Origin of the sequence: Thioclava sp. JE_KL1 (genome assembly GCF_009296265.1) — a bacterium.
Taxonomy (GTDB): Bacteria; Pseudomonadota; Alphaproteobacteria; order Rhodobacterales; family Rhodobacteraceae; genus Thioclava.
Genome location: NZ_WBJS01000004.1, coordinates 156,077 through 177,612, shown reverse-complemented (window position 1 = coordinate 177,612; position 21,536 = coordinate 156,077). Strand labels below are relative to the sequence as shown.

At 64.4% G+C, this 21,536-nt stretch carries 18 protein-coding genes; 8 read left to right on the top strand and 10 right to left on the bottom strand.

Features of this window, described 5'->3' with window-relative positions; genetic code table 11:
- Positions 1-315 precede the first annotated feature (315 nt).
- Positions 316-2,130, top strand: coding sequence for an alpha/beta hydrolase (locus tag F8R15_RS08685; RefSeq protein WP_152844309.1), 1,815 nt, complete (start codon positions 316-318; stop codon positions 2,128-2,130).
- On the opposite strand, the gene F8R15_RS08680 is transcribed toward F8R15_RS08685, so the two are convergent.
- Together F8R15_RS08680 and F8R15_RS08675 are read right to left on the bottom strand one after the other, a co-directional pair.
- Positions 2,127-3,701 carry a cisplatin damage response ATP-dependent DNA ligase gene (locus tag F8R15_RS08680; RefSeq protein WP_152844308.1) on the bottom strand — a complete coding sequence of 525 codons (1,575 nt, stop codon included), beginning with the start codon at positions 3,699-3,701 and terminating at the stop codon, positions 2,127-2,129. The genes F8R15_RS08685 and F8R15_RS08680 overlap by 4 nt on opposite strands.
- Positions 3,698-4,699: a ligase-associated DNA damage response exonuclease gene (locus tag F8R15_RS08675; protein ID WP_152844307.1), complete on the bottom strand. Its 1,002-nt coding sequence runs from the start codon at positions 4,697-4,699 to the stop codon at positions 3,698-3,700. The genes F8R15_RS08680 and F8R15_RS08675 overlap by 4 nt, the downstream gene beginning before the upstream one ends.
- 171 nt (positions 4,700-4,870) lie before the next feature.
- Here F8R15_RS08675 and F8R15_RS08670 point away from each other — a divergent pair, with 171 nt between their 5' ends.
- Positions 4,871-5,242, top strand: a complete 372-nt coding sequence (locus F8R15_RS08670; protein WP_165756948.1) for a phasin family protein — start codon at positions 4,871-4,873, stop codon at positions 5,240-5,242.
- 128 nt (positions 5,243-5,370) lie between these two features.
- On the opposite strand, the gene mnmA is transcribed toward F8R15_RS08670, so the two are convergent.
- Entirely contained in the window at positions 5,371-6,507 is a 1,137-nt protein-coding gene (gene mnmA / locus F8R15_RS08665; protein WP_152844306.1) for a tRNA 2-thiouridine(34) synthase MnmA, read from the bottom strand.
- A gap of 131 nt (positions 6,508-6,638) precedes the next feature.
- Here mnmA and F8R15_RS08660 point away from each other — a divergent pair, with 131 nt between their 5' ends.
- The 5 genes from F8R15_RS08660 to F8R15_RS21920 all read left to right on the top strand — a co-directional run bounded on the left by F8R15_RS08660 (position 6,639) and on the right by F8R15_RS21920 (position 12,262).
- Positions 6,639-6,917 (top strand): DUF1153 domain-containing protein, encoded by a 279-nt coding sequence (locus F8R15_RS08660; RefSeq protein ID WP_078520740.1) that lies wholly within the window; start codon positions 6,639-6,641, stop codon positions 6,915-6,917.
- 95 nt (positions 6,918-7,012) lie between these two features.
- On the top strand, positions 7,013-7,726 hold the full coding sequence (gene ctrA / locus F8R15_RS08655) for a response regulator transcription factor CtrA (RefSeq protein ID WP_075774873.1): 714 nt from the start codon (positions 7,013-7,015) through the stop codon (positions 7,724-7,726).
- A 90-nt stretch (positions 7,727-7,816) separates the two neighbouring features.
- Positions 7,817-9,940 (top strand): NAD-dependent DNA ligase LigA, encoded by a 2,124-nt coding sequence (ligA, locus tag F8R15_RS08650; RefSeq protein WP_152844305.1) that lies wholly within the window; start codon positions 7,817-7,819, stop codon positions 9,938-9,940.
- On the top strand, positions 9,937-12,027 hold the full coding sequence (gene recG, locus F8R15_RS08645; protein ID WP_152844304.1) for an ATP-dependent DNA helicase RecG: 2,091 nt from the start codon (positions 9,937-9,939) through the stop codon (positions 12,025-12,027). Before ligA ends, recG begins: the two co-directional genes overlap by 4 nt.
- A gap of 112 nt (positions 12,028-12,139) precedes the next feature.
- Complete coding sequence (locus tag F8R15_RS21920; protein ID WP_255266459.1) at positions 12,140-12,262, top strand: hypothetical protein; 123 nt, start codon at positions 12,140-12,142, stop codon at positions 12,260-12,262.
- Positions 12,263-12,427: 165 nt separating this feature from the next.
- Here the strand turns inward: F8R15_RS21920 and F8R15_RS08640 are convergent, their stop codons facing one another.
- Positions 12,428-12,856: an iron-sulfur cluster assembly scaffold protein gene (locus F8R15_RS08640; protein ID WP_078571040.1), complete on the bottom strand. Its 429-nt coding sequence runs from the start codon at positions 12,854-12,856 to the stop codon at positions 12,428-12,430.
- A 61-nt stretch (positions 12,857-12,917) separates the two neighbouring features.
- Here F8R15_RS08640 and hisI point away from each other — a divergent pair, with 61 nt between their 5' ends.
- The gene (hisI, locus tag F8R15_RS08635; RefSeq protein WP_152844303.1) at positions 12,918-13,280 is read left to right on the top strand and encodes a phosphoribosyl-AMP cyclohydrolase; all 363 of its coding nucleotides are present in this window, start codon (positions 12,918-12,920) and stop codon (positions 13,278-13,280) included.
- Between the two features lie 28 nt (positions 13,281-13,308).
- Here the strand turns inward: hisI and gluQRS are convergent, their stop codons facing one another.
- From gluQRS to gyrA, 6 genes are all read right to left on the bottom strand, one after another.
- The gene (gene gluQRS, locus F8R15_RS08630; RefSeq protein WP_152844302.1) at positions 13,309-14,157 is read right to left on the bottom strand and encodes a tRNA glutamyl-Q(34) synthetase GluQRS; all 849 of its coding nucleotides are present in this window, start codon (positions 14,155-14,157) and stop codon (positions 13,309-13,311) included.
- Between the two features lie 21 nt (positions 14,158-14,178).
- Positions 14,179-14,373: a hypothetical protein gene (locus F8R15_RS08625; RefSeq protein WP_078540846.1), complete on the bottom strand. Its 195-nt coding sequence runs from the start codon at positions 14,371-14,373 to the stop codon at positions 14,179-14,181.
- Complete coding sequence (trmFO, locus tag F8R15_RS08620; RefSeq protein WP_152844301.1) at positions 14,370-15,719, bottom strand: methylenetetrahydrofolate--tRNA-(uracil(54)-C(5))-methyltransferase (FADH(2)-oxidizing) TrmFO; 1,350 nt, start codon at positions 15,717-15,719, stop codon at positions 14,370-14,372. The genes F8R15_RS08625 and trmFO overlap by 4 nt, the downstream gene beginning before the upstream one ends.
- Before the next feature lie 52 nt (positions 15,720-15,771).
- Entirely contained in the window at positions 15,772-16,548 is a 777-nt protein-coding gene (locus tag F8R15_RS08615; protein WP_152844300.1) for a hypothetical protein, read from the bottom strand.
- Between the two features lie 197 nt (positions 16,549-16,745).
- A complete protein-coding gene (locus F8R15_RS08610; protein WP_152844299.1) occupies positions 16,746-18,356 on the bottom strand; it encodes a BCCT family transporter in 1,611 nt (536 codons plus the stop codon).
- A gap of 323 nt (positions 18,357-18,679) precedes the next feature.
- Entirely contained in the window at positions 18,680-21,496 is a 2,817-nt protein-coding gene (gyrA, locus tag F8R15_RS08605; RefSeq protein WP_368731022.1) for a DNA gyrase subunit A, read from the bottom strand.
- Positions 21,497-21,536 lie beyond the last annotated feature (40 nt).

Genomic DNA, 21,536 nt, shown 5'->3' with positions numbered 1-21,536 from the left:
GAGAGAAACCCGGCCTTTCCGTATGTCGTATCCGTATGTCGCGGGGCATCGGCAGCGGACAGCGCTCCCCGGGGGTGGCGTGTCCCGGTTTGCCATCTCGCCTTTGCCCTTGCGTCTCGAGATGTGCAGGGTGAACCGATGCAGCAATGCCTCAGTTCCGATATTTCATCCGCCTCCCGCCCATGTGAGATCGGCTCTTATTTGCGTGAGGCGTTGCGGTGGCGCGTTCTCTTGCGTCAGGTCAAACCACTGTCATCGGTTTTGCGGTAAGTTCTGCGCGGAATCGCAACGCTAGGAGGCTGCGGGATGAAGGATATGGCCGGAGACAAAACGCCACCGCGCAAGGGCGCAGGGAAAGCTGCGGGCAAATCTGCACAGGCCGACACGCCTCAGGCCGAGGAGCACAGCGCGGCGCTGGCCTCGTTCGAACGTCTCGATCGGTTGTCTCACGCGCTGATGGGCCGGGCCGAAGGCGGGCTGTCTCCGATTTCGCTCGGGCTCGCGTTTTCCGATTGGGCGACCCATCTTGCGCTCAGCCCCGGCAAGCAGGCCGAACTGGGCTGGAAAGCGGGCCGCAAATGGATGCACCTGATGCGCGAGATGGCGCCGCACCGGAGCGACGACGAGGGCGCGCAGCCGCTCGAGCCGCTGCCGCAGGACCGCCGCTTCTCTGCGCCCGATTGGCAGAAGTTCCCGTATTCCCTCTATGCGCAGAGTTTCCTCCATGCCCAGCAATGGTGGCACAACGCCACGACGGATGTGCGCGGGGTCGAGGCACGCCATGAACAGATGATGCAGTTCTACGCGCGGCAATGGCTCGACATGGCGTCGCCCACGAATTTCATCGCGACCAATCCGCTGGTCCTTGCCCAGACGCTGAAAGAGGGCGGCGTGAACCTCATGCGCGGGGCGCGCTATTGGGGCGAGGATGCGGTCAAGGTGATGACCGGCGACACCAAGCCGGAGCCCACGTTGATCCCGGGAACCGACGTGGCGCTGACGCCGGGCAAGGTGGTGCTGCGCAACGATCTGATCGAGTTGCTGCAATACGAGCCCAGCACGCCGAAGGTCCATTCGGTGCCGCTGCTGATCGTGCCGGCATGGATCATGAAATATTACATCCTCGATCTGGAGGAGACGAATTCTCTGATCCGCTGGCTCGTGGGGCAGGGTTTCACCGTCTTCGCGATCTCGTGGAAGAACCCCGACGAGGGCGACCGCGATCTGGGCTTCGACGATTACCGCGAAGAGGGCGTGATGACGGCGCTCGATGCGCTCTGCGAGATCACCGGGGCGGAAAAGGTTCACGGGCTGGGCTATTGCCTCGGCGGCACGCTTCTGTCGGTCGCGGCGGCGGCGATGGCGCGCGATGGCGATGACCGGCTGGCTTCGCTCACGATGCTGGCGGCGCAGGTCGATTTCACCGAGGCCGGGGAATTGAGCCTGTTCACCAATGAAGATCAACTCAGCCTGATCGAAGACATGATGTGGGAGGAGGGCTATCTCGACAAGACCGCGATGGCGGGCACTTTCACCATGCTCAAATCGAAGGACCTGATCTGGTCGCAGGCGGTTCATACCTATCTGATGGGCGAGCGCGAGACGGATGGCGCGATGGCCTCGTGGAGCCACGACGCGACGCGGATGCCCTACAAGATGCATTCGCAATATCTGCGCCGGCTGTTCCTCGACAACGATCTGGCCGAGGGGCGGATGGACACGCGCGGCACGCCGGTCTTCCTGCAGGATATCGAGACGCCGGTCTTCGCCGTCGCGACCCAGACCGATCACATCGCGCCCTGGCATTCGGTCTTTAAGCTGACATGGTCGCTGCCGGGCGCCGTCACCTTCGCGCTGGTCTCGGGCGGGCACAATACCGGGATCGTGCGCCCGCCGGGTGCGCCGCGCGCGAGCTATCGCTTGATGGAGCACCGCCCCGGCATGCTGCATCCTTCCGCGTCGGACTGGGCTGCGGAATGTGAGCCCCGCGAAGGGTCGTGGTGGGAGCCTTGGGCGAAATGGCTGCGCAAGACGGGCGACGGGCAGGAGATCGCGCCGCCGCCCATGGGCAAGGGGCGCAAGTATCGCCCGCTCTGCGATGCGCCGGGGTCCTATGTGCTGACCCGCTAGGGCTGCTCGACCTCGGGCAGCATCGCGCGCAGCGTCTCGATCCGATCGGCCTCGCCTGCGGGCTTGTCCCAGCGGATGCGCGAGATGCGCGGGAAGCGCATCGCGACGCCGGATTTGTGCCGGGTGGAGCGGTTGAGCCCCTCGAAGGCGACCTCCACCACCAAATCGGGCGACAGGGACCGGACCGGGCCGAAGCGTTCCACGGTGTGATTGCGCACGAAACGGTCGAGGCGGCGCAGCTCTTCGTCGGTGAAGCCGGAATAGGCTTTGCCCACGGGCACGAGCCGCTCGCCTTCCCAGACGCCGAAGGTGAAATCGGAATAGAAGCCCGAGCGTTTGCCATGTCCGCGTTGGGCGTAGAGGATCACCGCGTCGATGATGCGCGGATCGCGTTTCCACTTGAACCACGGCCCCTTGGGGCGGCCCGCCATATAGGGCGTGTCGCGGCGTTTGAGCATCACGCCTTCGATCACCACTTCGGGCGGCGCTTCGCGTAAACTCGCAAGGTCGTCCCACGTCTCGAAGGGTAGCAACTCCGAGACGTCGAACCGTTCGGGATTGAGATCGGCAACGAAGGCCTCCAGCCTCGTGCGGCGGGTGTCGAAGGGCAGGGCGCGCAGGTCTTCTTCGCCTTCGATCAGGATGTCGTAGAGGCGCAGCGCCGCCGGATGCGAAGCCAGCGTCGCCTTGCCCGGAGACTTCCGCCCCAGCCGCTTTTGCAGATCGCCGAAGGGCGCGACCTGATCGCCGCGCCGCACGATCAACTCGCCATCGAGCGCGCCCTCGAAGCCCATATACGCAACTACATCGGGAAAGGCTCCGGAGATATCCTCGCCGGTGCGCGAATAGAGCCGCCGCTCGCCGCCCTCCGCCACGGCCTGTACCCGGATGCCGTCCCATTTCCATTCGGCGGCGAAGTCGTCGGGCGGCAGGTCGGTGAGCGCGTCGAGATCGGTCGGCGTTGACAGCATCACCGGCCGGAAGGGCGCAAAGCCCGCGCGCTCGGGCTTCTCGCCGCCTTCGATCCAGTCGAAAAGCGGCTGATAGGGCGGCGAGAGCCCGTGCCAGATTTCCTCGATCTCCTCCAAGTCCGGCGCGCCGACCGAGGCCAGCGCCACCCGCGCAAGCCGCGCCGAGACACCGACGCGCAGCCCCCCGGTCGCAAGCTTCAGAAGCGCATAGCGTTCGGAGGGCTCGAGCCGGTCCAGCCAGCCCGCGATCAGTGGGCCTGCGCGGGTTTTCGGCGTGTCCTGCAAGGTCTCGACGATCTCGACCAGATCGACGTCCTGGGCGGTGTTCTCCTGCGGCCAGATCAGCGCGATCGTCTCGGCCAAATCGCCGACATAGTCATAGGACAGCGCGAAGAGCTCGGGATCGACCCGTTCGCCCACCATCGCGCGCAATACCGCAGGCTGCGCGCGGCCCAGCTCCAGCTCTCCGGTCAGGGCCGCCAGCGCGTAGCCGCGCTCGGGATCCGGCGCATGGCGCAGGTAATCGGCCAGCACGTCGAGCTTGGCATTTCGCCCCGGCGTGAAGGCGAGCCGTTCGAGGAGGACCGCGAAGGCTTTCATTCCGGCTCCTCCTCGTAGCCCACGAGGTGCAGCGGCCGGGCGAAGCGCCCCTCCAGTTTGGCCCAGCGCATCAGCGCCTCCTCGCGGCCATGGGTGATCCACAGCTCGGACGGATCGACCTCGCGCACCGTGCGCGTCAGGTCCACCCAGTCGATATGGTCCGAGATCACCAGTGGCATTTCGACGCCGCGCTGGCGGGCGCGCGCCCGGATCTGCATCCAGCCCGAGGCGAAAGAGATCACCGGATCGGCGAAGCGCTGCACCCAAGGCGAGGAGAAGGCCGAGGGGGGCGCGATCACCAGCGCTTCGCGCAACGCCCGCGCCTCGGCCTTGTCCATCGTGGCAGGGCGCAGATCGCCCAAGGGGATGCCCTGCTCGATGTGATAGTCGCAGAGCTTTTGCAGCGCGCCGTGGATATAGATCGGCGCGTCGTAACCTGCCTCGCGCGCCAGCATGATGACCCGCTGCGCCTTGCCCAGCGCATAGGCGCCCACCAGATGCGGCCGCTCCGGCGCGGCCCGCATCGAGGCCATCAGCTTGGCCATTTCGTCAGCCGGGCCGGGATGCTTGAAGACCGGGAGCGCGAAGGTCGCCTCGGTGATAAACGTGTCGCAGGGCACCGGTTCGAAAGGCGCGCAGGAGGGGTTCGAGACGCGCGCGTAATCGCCCGACGCCACGATCCGCTGCCCGCGATGCGTGATCGCGATCTGCGCCGAGCCCAGCACATGTCCCGCCGGGTGAAAGCTGACATCCACGCCGCCTACGGAGAGCGGCCCCTCATAGGCTTGCCGCTGGCCCGCGAAATCCTTGCCATAGCGGATCGCCATGATCTCCAGCGTCTGGCGCGTGGCAAGCACATGCCCGTGGCCTGCGCGCGCGTGATCGGCGTGGCCGTGCGTGATCAGCGCGCGCGCCACGGGGCGACTCGGGTCGATGTAGAAATTGCCGCTAGGGCAGTAGAGCCCCTCGGGGCGCGGGATCAGAAGCGGCTCGGCCATCGGTCCTTCACTTACGCTAACGCTCGAAATGCATACGCGGGCGCGCGATCTCGGCCCAAATTTTCGGCATTTGCCTTGAGCCAAGCTTTTCGCGCTACGATTGTTCCAAATCAAACGCTGTGCGTCGCACCCATGCTACGCTCGCGACATCCAGTCACAAGGGAGGCTGACATGGCACAGAAGAAATCCGCACCCGGTATGAACATGGCTGGCTGTATGCCAGTGCCGGATATGGGGTCGGTAAGCTCGGTGATGGCACCGCAGCTCAAGATGATGGAATCGATGATCGCGCAGAATATCGAGCTGCTCGAGTTTCTGAAGACCCGCTTCGAGCGCGACCAGGAGATGGTCACCCAGTTGGCGGAAACGCCCGATCCGATGCGCGCGATGAGCCTCTGGGGCGAATTCTGGCAGCGCACGGCCAGCGATTACACCGCCGAGATGACGAAGCTCGCGACCTCGATGACGGGGATTGCGGAGCGCGCGGTGCGCTCGGCCACCGAAGAGGGCGAAGCGCTCGCCAAGGCGGTCGGAAAAAAGTGACGACTCGGGTCGGCAAGCACGGGGTGAGCCTCGGAGACGTGCCGGTCTGAGTGATCCGACAGATAGTTAGGCGCGGCAAGCTAGACGGGCTCGCCGCGCGCAGTGCTGTTTGCGGGCCTATTCGGCGCTTACTTCTTGTAGATCCAGCCACCGCCGAAGATGCGGCTGTCCTCGGGCGCGTAGAACACGCAGGCCTGACCGGGGCTGACGCCTTCCTCTGGCACGACCAGTTCGACTTCCGCCTCGGTTTCCGAGATCGGACGGATGATCGCTTCGCGCGGCGGGCGGGTCGAGCGGACCTTGACCTTCAGATGCCACTCCTTGCGCGAGGTGAAGGGCTCGTCGCCCAGCCAGTTGATCTCGCGCACCGGGATGGTGCGGGTGGAGAGCGCCTCTTTCGGGCCGACGACCACATGGCGGGTGTCCGGATCGAGCTTCACCACATAGAGCGGGTCTTCGAGCCCGCCGATGCCAAGCCCGCGCCGCTGACCGATCGTGTAATGGATCACGCCGCGATGCTGGCCGAGGACGTTGCCCTCCATATCCACGATATCGCCGGGATCGGCCGCGCCGGGGCGCAGCTTCTCGATGACGCTCGCATAGTTCCCATTCGGCACAAAGCAGATATCCTGACTGTCGGGCTTGTCCGCCACCGCCAGCCCGTATTTCGCCGCCAGTTCCCGCGTCGCATCCTTCGAGGGCAGGTGGCCCAGCGGGAAGCGCAGGTAATCGAGCTGCTCGGGCGTGGTCGAGAACAGGAAATAGCTCTGATCGCGGTTCGCATCGGCTGCGCAATGCAGCTCGGGCCCGGTCACACCGTCCTTGCGCTGGATGTAATGGCCGGTCGCCATGCAATCGGCGTCGAGGTCCTTCGCCGTCTCCAGCAGGTCCTTGAACTTCACACGCTCGTTGCAGCGGATGCAGGGTACCGGCGTCGCACCGCCAAGATAGGCGTCCGCGAATTCGTCGATCACCGCCTCGCGGAAGGTGTTCTCGTAATCGAGCACGTAATGCGGAAAGCCCATTTCCTCGGCCACGCGGCGCGCATCGTGGATGTCCTGCCCGGCGCAGCACGCGCCTTTCTTGGCCAGCGCCGCGCCATGGTCGTAAAGCTGCAGCGTCACGCCCACCACGTCATAGCCTTCCTCGGCCAGTTTGGCGGCCACGACCGAGCTATCGACGCCGCCCGACATGGCGACGACGACGCGGGTGTCCGCGGGCGGTTTGGCGAAACCGAGCGAATTGAGCGGCAGATCCTTGGGCATGATGAAGCGTCCTTTAACGAGACGTGCAGCAATATAGGAAAATGCGACCCACTCTCAACCCCGCGTTTCACGCAGTGTTAAGGGCCCGCGCGCCAGTGTGGTCGGCGTGAAGAGCTTGAAGGGGTGAGCCCATGTATCTCAAGAAAGTCGATGGTCCGCGCGCGGTGACCCTCGCCGACGGCACGATCCTGACGCGCGCGGATCTGCCCTCTCCGAAAACCCGACGATGGGTGGCGAGCCGAAAAGCGGTGATCGTGCAGGCGGTCGCGCATGGGTTGATCGCCCGCGACGAAGTTCTGGAGCGTTACGCGCTCTCTGACGAGGAATTGGATCTCTGGATCGAGGGGGTCGAAAGGCACGGGATTCAGGGGCTTAAAGTCACCGCGATCCAGAAGTTGAAACAACTTTAGATTGCGATGTAACGGAATCGTGACAAGGTAACCCGGTGTTAACCATTTGGTGTAAGTCTCGACCCCGATCGAGGGATTAATGCGGAGAACCCAGGATGCGGATTTTATTGGTGGAAGACGACCCGACGACGTCGCGCAGCATCGAATTGATGCTGACGCACGCGAATCTCAACGTCTACTGCACCGATCTGGGGGAGGAAGGAATCGATCTCGCGAAGCTCTACGATTACGATCTGATCCTGCTCGACCTCAATCTTCCTGATATGAACGGGCACGAGGTGCTGCGGCAATTGCGTCTTTCGAAGATCGACACGCCGATCCTGATTCTCACCGGCGCGGACGACACTGAGAACAAGATCAAGGGATTCGGCTTCGGCGCCGATGACTACATGACGAAGCCGTTTCATCGCGAGGAGCTGGTGGCGCGCATTCACGCGATCATCCGCCGGTCCAAAGGCCATGCCCAATCGATCATCCGCACCGGCAAGATCTCGGTCAATCTCGATGCGAAGACGGTCGAGGTCGATGGCAAGCCGGTGCATCTGACTGGCAAGGAATACCAGATGCTCGAACTGCTCAGCCTCCGGAAGGGCACGACCCTGACGAAGGAGATGTTCCTCAACCACCTCTATGGCGGCATGGATGAGCCCGAATTGAAGATCATCGACGTCTTCATCTGCAAACTGCGCAAGAAGCTCGCCGATGCCACCGAGGGTGAGAATTACATCGAAACCGTCTGGGGCCGCGGCTATGTGCTGCGCGATCCGGACCCGTCCGAGTTGGAACGTCGCATCGCTATGGGTGCCTGACGTCCCGAAAGCCGATGATCTCCGTCGTCACGGCTCTTTACGCCCCCTCGGCGCTTGCCTAAACCAAGGTCAGCACGAGGGGGTCTTTTTATGTCCGAGCCAAGCCGCACCGAGATCGACGCGCTGAGCGAGGCCGAGGCCCGCGCCGAGCTGCCCGAGCTGATCGCGAAGATCGCGGCGGCCAATACCGCCTATCACACCCACGACGCGCCCGAGATTTCGGATGCGGAGTATGACGCGCTCAAGCAGCGGCTCGCGGCGATTGAGGCGAAATTCCCCGCGCTGAAATCGGAGCAGTCGCCCAGCGAACAGGTTGGCGGGCAGCTGGCTGAAGGCTTCGGCAAGATCACCCATGCGATCCGCATGATGAGCCTCGCCAACGCGTTCTCCGACGAGGACGTGACCGAATTCGACGAAAGCATCCGCAGCTTCCTCGGCCTGAAATCCGACGCGCCGCTCAACTACACGGCCGAACCGAAGATCGACGGTCTCTCGCTGTCGATCCGCTACGAGAAGGGGAAACTGATCCATGCCGCAACGCGCGGCGATGGTCAGGTCGGTGAAAACGTCACCGAGAATGCCCGCACCATCGACGATATTCCAACGTCCATCGCGGACGCGCCCGACGTGCTGGAAGTCCGCGGCGAGGTCTATATGAGCCACGCCGATTTCGAGGCGCTCAATACCCGAAACGAGGCCGCGGGCGAAAAGCGTTTCGCCAATCCGCGCAACGCCGCCGCCGGATCGCTCCGCCAGCTCGACCCGAAAGTCACCGCGTCGCGCCCGCTGAAATTCTTCGCCTATGCCTGGGGCGAGCTGTCCGCGCCGCTGGCCGAGACGCAGATCGACGCCATCGCGCGGCTGCAATCGCTCGGCTTCCAGACCAACCCGATGACCGAGCTGTGCGACGGCCCCGCCGATATGCTTAGCCATTACCGCGAAATCGAGGCCAAGCGCGCCACGCTCGGCTACGATATCGACGGCGTCGTCTACAAGGTGAACGACCTCGCGCTGCAGCGCCGCCTCGGCTTCCGCTCGACCACGCCGCGTTGGGCGATCGCGCATAAATTCCCCGCCGAGCTTGCCTGGACGCAGCTCGAAGGGATCGACATTCAGGTCGGTCGCACCGGGGCGCTCTCGCCGGTCGCGCGGCTGACGCCGGTAACCGTGGGCGGCGTCGTCGTCTCGAACGCGACGCTGCATAACGAGGATTACATCGCCGGGCACGATTCCAAGGGCGCCGAGATCCGCGGCGGCAAGGATATCCGCATCGGCGACTGGGTTCAGGTCTATCGCGCGGGCGACGTGATCCCGAAGATCGCCGATGTCGACCTCACGCGCCGTCCCGACGATGCGGTGCCCTACGACTTCCCGACCCATTGCCCTCGCTGCGGATCCGAGGCGATCCGCGAAGAGGGCGATGCGGTGCGCCGCTGCACGGGCGGTCTGATCTGCCCCGCGCAAGCCGTGGAAAAGCTAAAACATTTCGTCTCCCGCGCGGCTTTCGATATCGAAGGGCTCGGCGCGAAACAGGTCGAGCAATTCTATGAGGATGGCTGGATCAAGGAGCCCGCCGACATCTTCACGCTGGAAGAGCGCTACGGTCAGGGCCTCCAGCAGCTCAAGAACCGCGAGGGCTGGGGCGAGAAATCCGCGCGCAATCTCTTCGCCGCCATCGCAGAAAAACGCACGATCCCGCTGCAACGCCTGATCTTCGCGCTCGGCATTCGCCATGTCGGCGAGACTAGCGCCGGGATGCTCGCCACGCATTACGGCACATGGGAGGCGTTCGAGACCGCGATGACGCAGGCAGACTGCGGGCAGGGCCCGGAATGGGACGATCTGATCTCGATCGACGGGGTCGGCGAGACGCTCGCGACCTCGGTCGTGACGACCTTCCAGCAAGAGGCCGAGCGCGCTTCGATCGACCGCCTCACCGCGCATCTGAGTGTCGAGGAGGCCGAGAAGCCGAAATCCGACAGCCCTGTTTCGGGCCTCACCGTCGTCTTCACCGGCACGCTGGAGAAGATGACCCGGGCCGAGGCGAAGGCGCGCGCCGAGGCGCTTGGCGCCAAGGTCTCGGGCTCGGTCAGCGCCAAGACCGACCTGCTCGTGGCTGGCCCCGGCGCGGGTTCGAAAGCTAAGAAAGCGGCCGAGTTGAACATCCGTGTCATCGACGAGGATGAATGGATCGCGCTCGCGGGGGGCGCATGAGCACGCGGCCCGCAGAGCTTTTCGAGCTTTTTGCCGAGCTCGACAGTCTTGCGGGCGTCGGCCCGAAAACGGCCAAGCATTTCGAAGGGTTGGGGATCACCCGCCCGCGCGATGTGCTGTTCACCTTGCCCTATTCCGTGATCGATCGCCGCCCCGTCGCGACCGTGCAGGGTGTGCCTGCAGGCACCACCGTCACCGTCGAAGTGACCATCGGCGCTCATAGCCCCGCGCGCAAACAAGGCGCGCCCGATCGGGTTCTGTGCCATGACGCGCAGGGCGATATCACGCTGGTCTTCTTCCGCGCGCGCGGCGACTGGCTCGCGAAACAGATGCCCAACGGGGCGCGGCGGATCATTTCGGGCAAGCTCGAGATATATGACGGGCAGGCGCAGATCGTGCATCCCGATTACATTCTGCCGCCCGAGAATGCGGGTGAGATGCCGCGGTTCGAGCCGGTCTATCCGCTCACCGCGGGCGTCACGCAAAAGCTGATGGCGAAGGCGGCGGAGGGGGCCTTGGCGCGCGCGCCCGACCTGCCGGAATGGATCGACGATGCGCTCAAGCGCCGCGAGGGCTGGCCCGACTGGCAGGATGCGGTGAAAACGGCGCATCACCCTGAAAAGATTGACGATCTTTCGGCCACTGCGCCGGCACGCGCGCGTCTCGCCTATGACGAGCTTTTCGCCCACCAGATGACGCTCGCGCTCGCGCGGCGTCAGTCGCGGCGCAAGAAGGGCCGGGTGACGCGTGGCACGGGCAAGCTCTCGGCGCAGGTGCTGGCGAGCCTGCCTTACAAGCCGACCGGCGCTCAGACCCGCGCGATTGCCGAGATCGCGGGCGATCTGGGCTCCGAGCGGCGGATGAACCGGCTGCTGCAGGGCGATGTCGGCGCGGGCAAGACGCTGGTCGCCTTCATGGCGCTGCTGACGGCGGTCGAGGCTGGCGGGCAGGGCGTGATGATGGCGCCCACGGAAATCCTCGCGCGCCAGCATCTCGAAGGTCTGGCGCCGCTTGCCGAGGCGGCGGGCGTCCGGCTGGATATCCTGACCGGGCGCGACAAGGGGGCGGAGCGGGCGCGCAAGCTCGCCGATCTGGCCTCGGGCGCGATCGGCATCCTCGTGGGCACCCATGCGGTTTTTCAGAAAGACGTGGAATTTCAGGATTTGCGGCTTTCCGTGATCGACGAACAGCATCGCTTCGGCGTGGCGCAGCGGATGGAGCTGGGCGCCAAGGGGCAGGCGGTCGACGTGCTGGTGATGACCGCGACGCCGATCCCGCGCTCGCTCGCTCTGGCGCAATATGGCGACATGGATGTCAGCCTTCTCGACGAGAAGCCGCCGGGCCGGACGCCGGTGAAGACCGCGCTCGTCGCGATGGAGCGGATGGGCGAAGTGGTTGAGCATCTGCGAAAGGCGGTGGCCGAGGGGCGGCAGGCCTATTGGGTCTGCCCGCTGGTCGAGGAAAGCGAGCGTGTCGATCTGAGCTCTGCGACCGACCGTTTTCTGGCGCTGCGCGCGGCGCTTGGCGACGATGTCGTGGGGCTGGTTCACGGCCAGATGCCGTCGGCCGAGAAAGATGCCGCCATGGCGGCCTTCGTGAAGGGGCAGACCCGTGTGCTGGTCGCGACGACGGTGATCGAGGTGGGCGTGAACGTGCCCAACGCCTCGATCATGGTGATCGAGCGGGCCGAGAGTTTCGGTCTTGCGCAGCTTCATCAGTTGCGCGGGCGGGTCGGGCGCGGCGCTGCGGCCTCGACCTGCCTGATGATCTACCAGACTCCCCTGAGCGAGACGGCCGAACGGCGCCTGTCGATCCTGCGCGAAAGCGAGGACGGGTTCCGCATCGCCGAGGAAGACCTCGCCATGCGCGGTGCGGGCGATGTGATCGGCACGGCGCAATCGGGCCTGCCGCGCTTTCGCGTGGCTGACCTCGAACGCCAGGCCGGTCTGATGGCGGTCGCGCAGTCGGATGCGCGCAAGCTCCTGTCCGACGATCCCGAGTTGAGCGGCCCGCGCGGACAGGCGGCGCGGGTGCTGCTGTGGCTGATGGAACAGGACCGCGCGATCCGTCTGATCGGCATCGGCTGAGCCCCGTTCGACCCACGTTCTCCCCCAGTGTTCTCAAATGTTCCTAAAAAGTTCTTTACACGCGACGTCAATTGTGAGAACAAAGAGGCAACAGAGGGAATGGAGGTGCCAGATGGCCAAGGAAATCAAGGAACTTCTCGACCGCAATCACAGCACGTTGCTGGCCGACGCCGTGGGGGGCATCGCGCTTTGCGCAAGCTTCATCATGGCGCTTTGGCTGCCGGGGCTCCTCTAAGCCCGACCTGTCTCATCGTTACTGCCTCGCGCTTTTTGGCTGCCGCACCTGTCCCAAACCTGCGGCTTCGCCTGTCCCCCAGGCCCGCCTGTCCGTAAAGCGCAACTTCAGCCGCCGCTCTTTCGAGTGGCGGCTTTTTTATCGCGAGGGAGAGAGGTTAGCGGCTCAGCACTGCTCGAGCGCTTCGAGCGTCGCCTCGGGGGCGAGCAGGATTGAGCCATGCCGATTGGGGTAGTCGCGCGCGGCTTGCAGCACCTCGTATTCGCCGAAAGGCGCATCGGGGACGGGGCCGCCCTTGAGCATCTCGGCCAGCTGATCGCGCAGCTTCGCGACCTCGTCGCGCGTGCGGCCCACCACCTGCGCCCCGAAGATCGCAGCCGAGGCCTGACCCAGCGCGCATGCATGCACGGTCTGGCTATAGCCCGTGACGCGGCCATCCGTGCAGGTCAGCGAGACCTCGACCGTGGAGCCGCACAGCGGCGCGCGCTTGCGTACGGTCACATCAGGCGCGGGGAGCGGATCGGTGCCCGGCATATCGGCGGCGAGCGCCAGAATACGCTGCGAATAGAGCTTGATCAGATCGGTGTCGCTCATCTCTTTCCCCTTCGGCCCGTCCGGCGTAGATAGGACCTGAGCCACAGGAAGGAAAGAGCCGATGCCATTCGATCCCGCCAGCTTGACCTATGACGCCAACGGTTTGATCCCCGCGATCGCACAGGATGCGCTCTCGGGCGATATCCTGATGATGGCATGGATGAACGCGGAAAGCGTAGCGAAGACACTTGAAACAGGGCGCGTAACCTATTGGTCGCGCTCGCGGAAATCGTTCTGGGTGAAGGGCGAGACCTCGGGCCATGTGCAGCGCCTGCGCGAGATGCGGGTGGATTGCGACCGCGACGCACTTTTGGTGCTGGTCGAGCAGGAAGGCCCGGCTTGCCACACCAATCGCAGGTCGTGCTTCTATACCGCGATCCGCGATGGCGAGGAGATTGAAATCCTCACGCCGATGGAAGACTGAGAGCGACCCTTCGGGGAGGATATTTCCGTCAAGAGGAAGCGGGCAGCCCGACCATGCGGCGAATGTCGTCCGGGGTGGCCCCGTCCTCGCGGTATTTCGCGATGGCGCGGGCGTCGTCGCGCTTGGCGAGGCGCTTGCCATTCTCGTCACGGATTAGGTCGTGATGACAATAGGTTGGCGTGGGAAGTTCAAGCAGATATTGAAGCAGCACATGGATCTGCGTGGCGTCGAACAGGTCGGCGCCGCGGGTGACATGGGTGATGCCTTGCGCGGTATCGTCGAGCACGACGGCGAGGTGGTAGGACGTGCCCATCTCGCGCCGCGCGAGTACGACATCGCCCACCTTGTCGATCAGATCGGCGCGGGAGACGTTATGTGTGCCTTTGTGCAGCGCGCAGATTTCCTCGAAACGGATATCGCGGGCGGCACGGATCATGTTCAGGCGTAGTGCGCTGTCCGGTAGTGGCGTCCCGGGTTTTCGCGCGCCGCGCTCGCGGCAGGTGCCCGGGTAGATCAGACCGTCGGGCCCGTATTGCACGCCTTCCTGCGGTGCGGAGGCTGCCGCCTCGATATCGCGCCGCGTGCAGGTGCAGGCAAAGAGAAGGTCGCTTTCCCAAAGCCTTTCAAGGGCTTCGCGATAGACGTTCAAGCGGTCCGACTGGCGCAGAACCGGCCCGTCCCAGCTCAGCCCAAGCCAGCGCAGATCGTCGTAGATTTGCTCTTCCCAATGCGGTCGCGCGCGGCTTTGGTCGATATCTTCAATCCGCAGCAAGAACTGGCCGCCCGCCTTGCGCGCCATGTCATGCGCGAAGATCGCACTATAGGCGTGGCCCAGATGCAGCGGGCCCGTTGGCGAGGGGGCGAAGCGTGTGATCATCGACGCGCGCACCCCGCCAAATCAACCGCCCGCGCGGCGATCCGCATGCGCCTGATAGATCAGGATCCAGGCGAGGGCGATGAACATCGGATGCGTCAGCCCGCCCGAGAAGATGATCGCCGGAATCCAGATCACGAAGACGAGGATCGCAAGGAAGATGCGCCCGATGAGCACGATAGAAAGCGGTGGCAAAAACAGGGCCAGAACGTAATTCATACAGTCTCTCCTTGCCGCGCCAGCCAGTCGCCGAAGACCGTCTTGGCGCGATCGGTATAGGCCTTGTAGCGGTCTTTGCGGCCACGCCGCCCGCCCTTGGCGTCGATCGGCGGGAAGAGCCCGAAATTGACGTTCATCGGTTGGAATGTCTTCGCCTCGGCCCCGCCGGTGATGTGGGTGATCAACGCCCCCATCGCGGTTTCGGGTCCCGGCGGCGGCAGTTCTCGGCCTTGAAGCTCGGCGGCGGCCATACGACCCGCCAGCAGCCCCATCGCGGCGCTCTCGACATAGCCCTCGACTCCGGTGATTTGGCCCGCGAAGCGCAGGTTCGGGTGCGATTTCAGCCGCATCTGCGCATCGAGCAGCGTCGGCGAGTTGATGAAGGTGTTGCGGTGGATGCCGCCGAGACGCGCGAACTTGGCATCCTGAAGTCCCGGAATCATCCGGAAAACATCGGCTTGCGCGCCGTACTTCATCTTGGTCTGGAAGCCCACGATATTGTAGAGCGTGCCAAGCGCGTTGTCGCGGCGCAGTTGCACCACGGCCCAGGCCTTGGTTTGCGGATCGTGTTCATTGGTCAGCCCGACCGGTTTCATCGGCCCGTGACGCAGGGTTTCACGGCCGCGTTCGGCCATCACCTCGATCGGCAGGCAGCCGTCGAAATAGCCCGCGGTTTCGCCCTCGTGGAACTCGGTCTTGTCGGCCGCGAGAAGCGCGTCGATGAAGGCTTCGTATTCGTCCTTCGTCATCGGGCAGTTGATATAGGCCGTGCGCTCTTCCTCGGTCTCGCCCTTGTCGTAACGCGACTGACGCCACGCGACGGACATGTCGATCGTGTCGGCATAGACGATGGGGGCAATGGCGTCGAAGAAGGCCAGACGCTCTTCGCCGGTCGCTTGCAGGATCGCTTTGCCCAAGGATTCCGAGGTTAGCGGGCCGGTCGCGAAGATCCATTTGCCGCTTGAAGGAAGCTCGGTAACTTCTTCCTCCGTAAAGGAAATATTCTCATGGGCGCGCAGTGCCTCGGTCACGGATTGCGAAAACGCCTCGCGGTCCACGGCCAGCGCACCGCCTGCGGGCAGACGATGCTTGCGCGCCGTGTCCATGATCAGCCCGTTCGCAGCGCCCATCTCCCAATGGAGCTGACCCACGGCGTTGCGCTCGTGATCGTCCGAGCGGAACGAGTTCGAGCAGACCATCTCGGCATAGTTGCCGGTCTGGTGCGCAAAGGTTTCGACCTTGGGCCGCATTTCGTGCAGCACCACGCGGATGCCGGCATTCGCCGCTTGCCAGGCCGCTTCCGAGCCCGCCATGCCACCGCCGACGATATGGAGTTCTTCTGTCATGGCCGCTCATGTAGTGGTCAAAGCGGAAAAAGGGAAGGCCGATCGCAGATGCTCAGTCCAGGGCGAAGGTGCCGCGCGCAAAGAGGCCGTCGAGCGGGCGGATCGGCGCGAAGCTCTGGTTGCGCACGCCGTGGCCGCGCGGGCCAAAGCGCAAAGTGAGGCCGAAGGCGAGACGGGTCTCGTCGCGGCTGTCGGGGCGACCGGTGAAATGGGTGCGCTCGATGCGGGTGAAAAGCGTCGCGGGGCCGTCGCCCAGCCGGTGACGCAACCCGAGCGCGGCGGTGGTCTCGCGGGCGCTGAAGGCGAGTTCGGAGATGTCCACGACGGAAAGGTCTGCGGTCAGCGTCGTGCGCGGGCTGATGTCCCACCGTCCGCCGAGGCCCGCGAAGACGTAATCGTTGCTGCCGGGTTTGACGGTGCCGAGCCCAGCGCGTGCCGAGACGCTGCCGCGCGCGCCGACAGCCCAGATCCCTTCGGCGCCCGCCGCATAGGCCGTCTGGCTGGCGTGGCTGGTGTCGGAGACGGCGGCGAAGAGCCCGTATTTCGCACGCTCCGTGGGCGCCATGTAGAGATGCGCCGCCAGATCGCCGCGCCAGCGCGGCCCGGCATCATTTGCGCCGAGGTCGAGTTGCAGCCCATGCGCTGAGGTCAGGGCGAAATCGGCGCTCAGATCGGCGCGGGCGGCTCCGAAGTCGCCGGTGCTGTTCTCGATCGTCAGCTCGGCCCCGGTGAAGCCGAGCGCGCTTTGGGCGAGCGCGGGGGCAGCGCTGACGGCTGCGGCGAGACAGAAAACGACGCCCCGCAGGGCAGAGACAGGAGCGTGGCGCATGATCGGACCTCGTGACGCGGTAACTGAACAAGGCCGATCTTCGCCGGCTGCGCCTCGGACCCATGCTCCGCTGCGGCTTCGATCTCTTGTGGCAGGCGGGCAGGTCTTAAGGAAGGGTTAAACTTTCTAATGGGTTAACGGCCCGGAGCGTTTCCACTCCGGGCCGTTCGATTGGGTCTGACCTCGGAATCGCGCGATCAGAAATCGTCCAGCTTGGGCCGCTTGCCGATCGAGACGTGGTCGATATCTTCCAGCGCGAAGCCCTTTATGATCGAGGGGATCATCATCGAAACCAGTATGAAGATCGGCAGCCCCACGACCGTGATGACCTGCTGCAGCGCGGTCAGTCCCGCATCGCCCGCCAGCACGATCAGCATCGCCGCGACCAGCCCCTCGGCCGCGCCCCAGAAGACGCGCTGATGGACCGGGCCGGGGGTCGACGAGCCGGTGCAGAGCATATCGACCACGAGGGACGCCGAGTCCGACGAGGTTGCAAAGAAGATCGCGACCACGATCACCGCGATGCCTTGGACGATATGGACGAAGGGGAAATGTTCGAAGAAGGCGAACATCGCGAGCGGCACGCTGTCCGAGACCGCCTGAGACAATTGCCCCGCCTGATCGCCCATCGCATCGCGGGCGGCTTGGCCGATGCCGTCGAACTCCATCGCCTGCCAGCCGAAGATCGCGAACCAGATCAGGGTGAAAAGCGACGGTGCCAGAAGCACGCCGAAGACGAATTCGCGCACCGTGCGCCCGCGCGAGATACGGGCCACGAACAACCCGATGAAGGGCGACCAAGTCACCGTCCACGCCCAGTAGAACACGGTCCACGAGCCCTGCCAGCCCCAGCCGGGCGTGTCGGGGTTCTCGTTGGCCAGCATGTCGTTCCAGAAGGCCAGATGCGGCAGGTTGGTGAGATAGAGACCGACGGTCTGGACGATCCCACGCAGCAGGAACAGGGTCGAGCCGAAGATCAGCACGAAGACCATCAGGCCCACGGCCATGCCGATATTGATGTTCGACAGCAGCTTCACGCCCTTGTCGAGCCCCGCCACGATGGAGGTGATCGCAACGGCGGTCAGCACTGTCAGGATCGCGATCTTGACGAAGGTCCCGTCGCCCGTGCCCAGAAGCGCATCCAGACCGGCGGCGATCTGGCTGGAGCCGAGGCCGAGCGAGACGGCCACGCCGAACAGCGTGCCAAGGATCGAGGCGATGTCGATCGCTTTGCCGATTGGCCCGTTGATACCCTCTTTCAGCAGCGGATAGAACACCGATGACACCCGCACCGGCAGGTCATAGCGGTTGATGAAATAGGCGAAGCCAAGCCCCGGCAGCGTGAAGATCGTCCAAGTATGCAGGCCGAGGTGATAGACCGCGATGGAGATCGCGTCTTTCGCGGCCTCGTCGGAATAGGGCGCGACGCCCGGCAGCGGCGGCTTGGAGAAATGGCTGATCGGCTCGGCCACGCCCCAAAACATCAGCACCGTACCGATGCCGCCCGCGAAGAGCATCGTGAACCATGACAGGTTGCCATATTCCGGGCGGCTGTCCTTAGGCCCGAGCCGGATATGGCCGTGGCGCGAGAGTGCGGCCCAGATCAGAAACCCGAGCCAGATGTTGACGCCGAGAATGAAGAACCAGCCGAGATTGGCGACGATCCAAGAACGGCCCGTGGCGAACGCATCGCCAATCGGGCCGGGAAAGATGACAAGTGCGAGCACGAAGAGGATCGTGAAGCCTGCCGATACGAAGAAAATGGTCGGGTCGGTTCTCAGACCGAGCCTGTCTGCAAAGGCTTTCATGAAACTCTCCCTGTTTCTAATAGTGCAACCGCAACGGGTGGCTTCAGGGGTGGTTCCGCGCAGATGGGACATTGGAGTAAAGAAAAAATGGAAACGGCCCGGCGCGTGGCCGGGCCGCAACATCGGAATGCATCTGCAATCAGAAGCTGGGGCGGGAGCGGAACAGCTTCTTGTTCCAGCCTTTGCAGAGCGCCACGCGCCCGCCGAAGTTCCAGACGTCGACCCCGTGCTGTAACAAGAAAAAGCCCCCGACCTTGCGGAGCGGGGGCTTGATTTTATTGCTTTGTGCGAAGCCGTTCCGAATTGGGAACAGCCTCGGCGGTTCAGCTTTCGCTATCCGGCGTGCTGCCGCCCTCCGAGGTGTCCGGCGCGTCCGGCGCATCGGTCGACCCTTCGGCGTCGGGGTCCAGATCGTCGTCATCGCCCTGATCGGCGATCCGCGCGACCGAGACCACGACCTCGCCCTTGGCGGTGTTGAACACACGCACGCCACCGGCGGAACGCGAGCGGAAGGAGATGTCTTCCACCGGGCAACGGATCGACTGACCCGTCGAGGTGGCGAGCATGATCTGATCGCTCATCTCGACCGGGAAGGAGGCCACCAGCGGGCCGCCCCGCATCGCCTTGTCGATCGCCGTCACGCCCTGACCGCCACGACCGCGGGTCGGGTAGTCATGGCTCGACGAGATCTTGCCCGAGCCTTTCGAGGTGATCGTCAGGATCAGATCCTCGGCGGCGGACATCTCGGCGTAGCGTTCGGTCGAAAGCTGACCTTCGGCCACGGCTTCCTCGTCCTCGTCAGGCTCGATCTCTTCCTCGGTGACGCCCGCCATCAGGCGACGCTGCTTGAGATAGGCCACGCGTTCTTCCGAAGTGGCCTCGAAGTGGCGGATGACCGACATCGAGACGACCTCGTCATCGCCCTTCAGCTTGATGCCGCGGACACCGACCGAGTTGCGCGAGTTGAACACGCGCACTTCCGGCACGGGGAAGCGGATCGCGCGACCGCTGGCCGTGACCAGCATCACGTCGTCGTCCTCGGAACAGATGCGCGCATTGATCAGGCGCATGCCTTCGTTCTCGTCCTCGAATTTCATCGCGATCTTGCCGTTGCGCATGACGTTGGTGAAATCCGACAGGCGGTTGCGGCGCACGGTGCCCTTGGAGGTCGCGAAGACCATCTGCAGGTCGTCCCATTCCGCTTCGTCGCGATCGACTGGCGTGATCGCCGCGATTGAGACGCCGGTGGGGATCGGCAGGATGTTGACGATCGCCTTGCCCTTGGACTGGCGCGAGCCGAGCGGCAGCTGCCAGCACTTCATCTTGTAGACCATGCCGCCGGTCGTGAAGAACAGAAGCTGCGTGTGGGTGTTGGCGACGAACAGCGTGGTGACCGTGTCGTCATCCTTCAGCGCGCCACCCGACAGCCCCTTGCCGCCGCGCTTCTGCGAACGGAAATCGGCCAGCGGCGTGCGCTTGATGTAGCCGCCCTGCGTGACGGTCACGACCATGTCTTCGCGCTCGATCAGGTCTTCGTCGGCCATGTCGCCGGCCCAGTCGATGATCTCGGTGCGGCGCGGCACGGCAAACAGCTCGCGCACTTCGCGCAGCTCGTCGGCGATGATCGCCATGATCCGCTCGCGCGAGGCGAGGATGGCGAGGTATTCGCGGATCTTCTCGGCCAGTTGGGCGAGCTCATCCGTGACTTCCTTCACGCCGATCTGGGTCAGACGCTGCAGGCGCAGATCGAGGATCGCGCGGGCCTGCGTTTCCGACAGGTTGTAGGTGCCGTCATCGTTGACCGGATGCAGCGGATCGTCGATCAGCTTGAGATATTCGACGATGTCATGCGCGGGCCAGCGGCGCTCCATCAAGCGGGCGCGGGCCTCTGCCGCATCGGCCGAGGAGCGGATGGTGGCCACAACCTCGTCCACGTTCGACACAGCGACGGCCAGACCGCACAGCACATGGCTGCGCTCGCGCGCTTTGCGCAGCTCGAACGCGGTGCGGCGGGCCACAACTTCCTCGCGGAAGCTGATGAAATAGCTGAGGAATTGGCGCAGCGTCAGCTGCTCGGGGCGGCCGCCGTTCAGCGCCAGCATGTTGCAGCCGAAGGAGGTCTGCATCTGCGTGAAGCGGAAAAGCTGGTTGAGCACCACATCCGGAGTCGCGTCGCGCTTCAGCTCGATCACGACGCGGACGCCGACGCGGTCGGATTCGTCGGCGATGTTCGAGATGCCTTCGAGCTTCTTCTCGCGCACCAGATCGGCGATCTTTTCGATCATCGCCGCCTTGTTCACCTGATAGGGAATCTCGTCCAACACGATCGCGAAGCGGTCCTTGCGGATCTCTTCTACGCGGGTCTTCGCCCGGATGATGACCGAGCCACGACCCTCGAGGTAAGCCTTGCGCGCGCCACCACGGCCCATGATCAGGCCGCCGGTGGGGAAGTCGGGAGCGGGGACGATCTCCATGATCGCCTCGTCCGACATGTCGGGGTTGTCGATCAGCGCCAGCGTCGCGTCGCAGACCTCGCCGAGGTTATGCGGCGGAATGTTGGTCGCCATGCCGACCGCGATACCGCCCGCGCCATTGACCAGCATGTTCGGGAAGCGTGCGGGCAGAACCGTCGGTTCTTCCTGCTTGCCGTCGTAGTTGTCCTGGAAGTCGACCGTGTCTTTCTCGATATCGGCGAGAATGTAATTGGCCGGTTTCGCCATGCGCACTTCGGTGTAGCGCATCGCAGCCGCGTTATCGCCATCCATCGAGCCGAAGTTGCCCTGACCGTCCAGAAGCGGCAGCGACATCGAGAAGGGCTGCGCCATCCGCACCAACGCGTCGTAGATCGCGGCGTCGCCATGCGGGTGATACTGACCCATGACGTCGCCGACCGGACGTGCCGATTTGCGATAGGGCTTGTCGAAGGTGTTCCCGGTCTCGTGCATCGCGAAGAGAATGCGCCGGTGAACGGGCTTCAGACCATCGCGCAGATCGGGGATCGCGCGGCTCACGATCACGCTCATCGCGTAATCGAGATAGGCGGTTTTCATCTCGTCCGCGATGGACACAGTGGGGCCGAGATAAGCGGGCCGCCCGGGGCCTTCTTCTTCGGTTTCCGGCGGTTCAGGAGTGTCGGTCACGCGCGCCTCGATATTCTAGATATTGTTGTGGAACCTTATA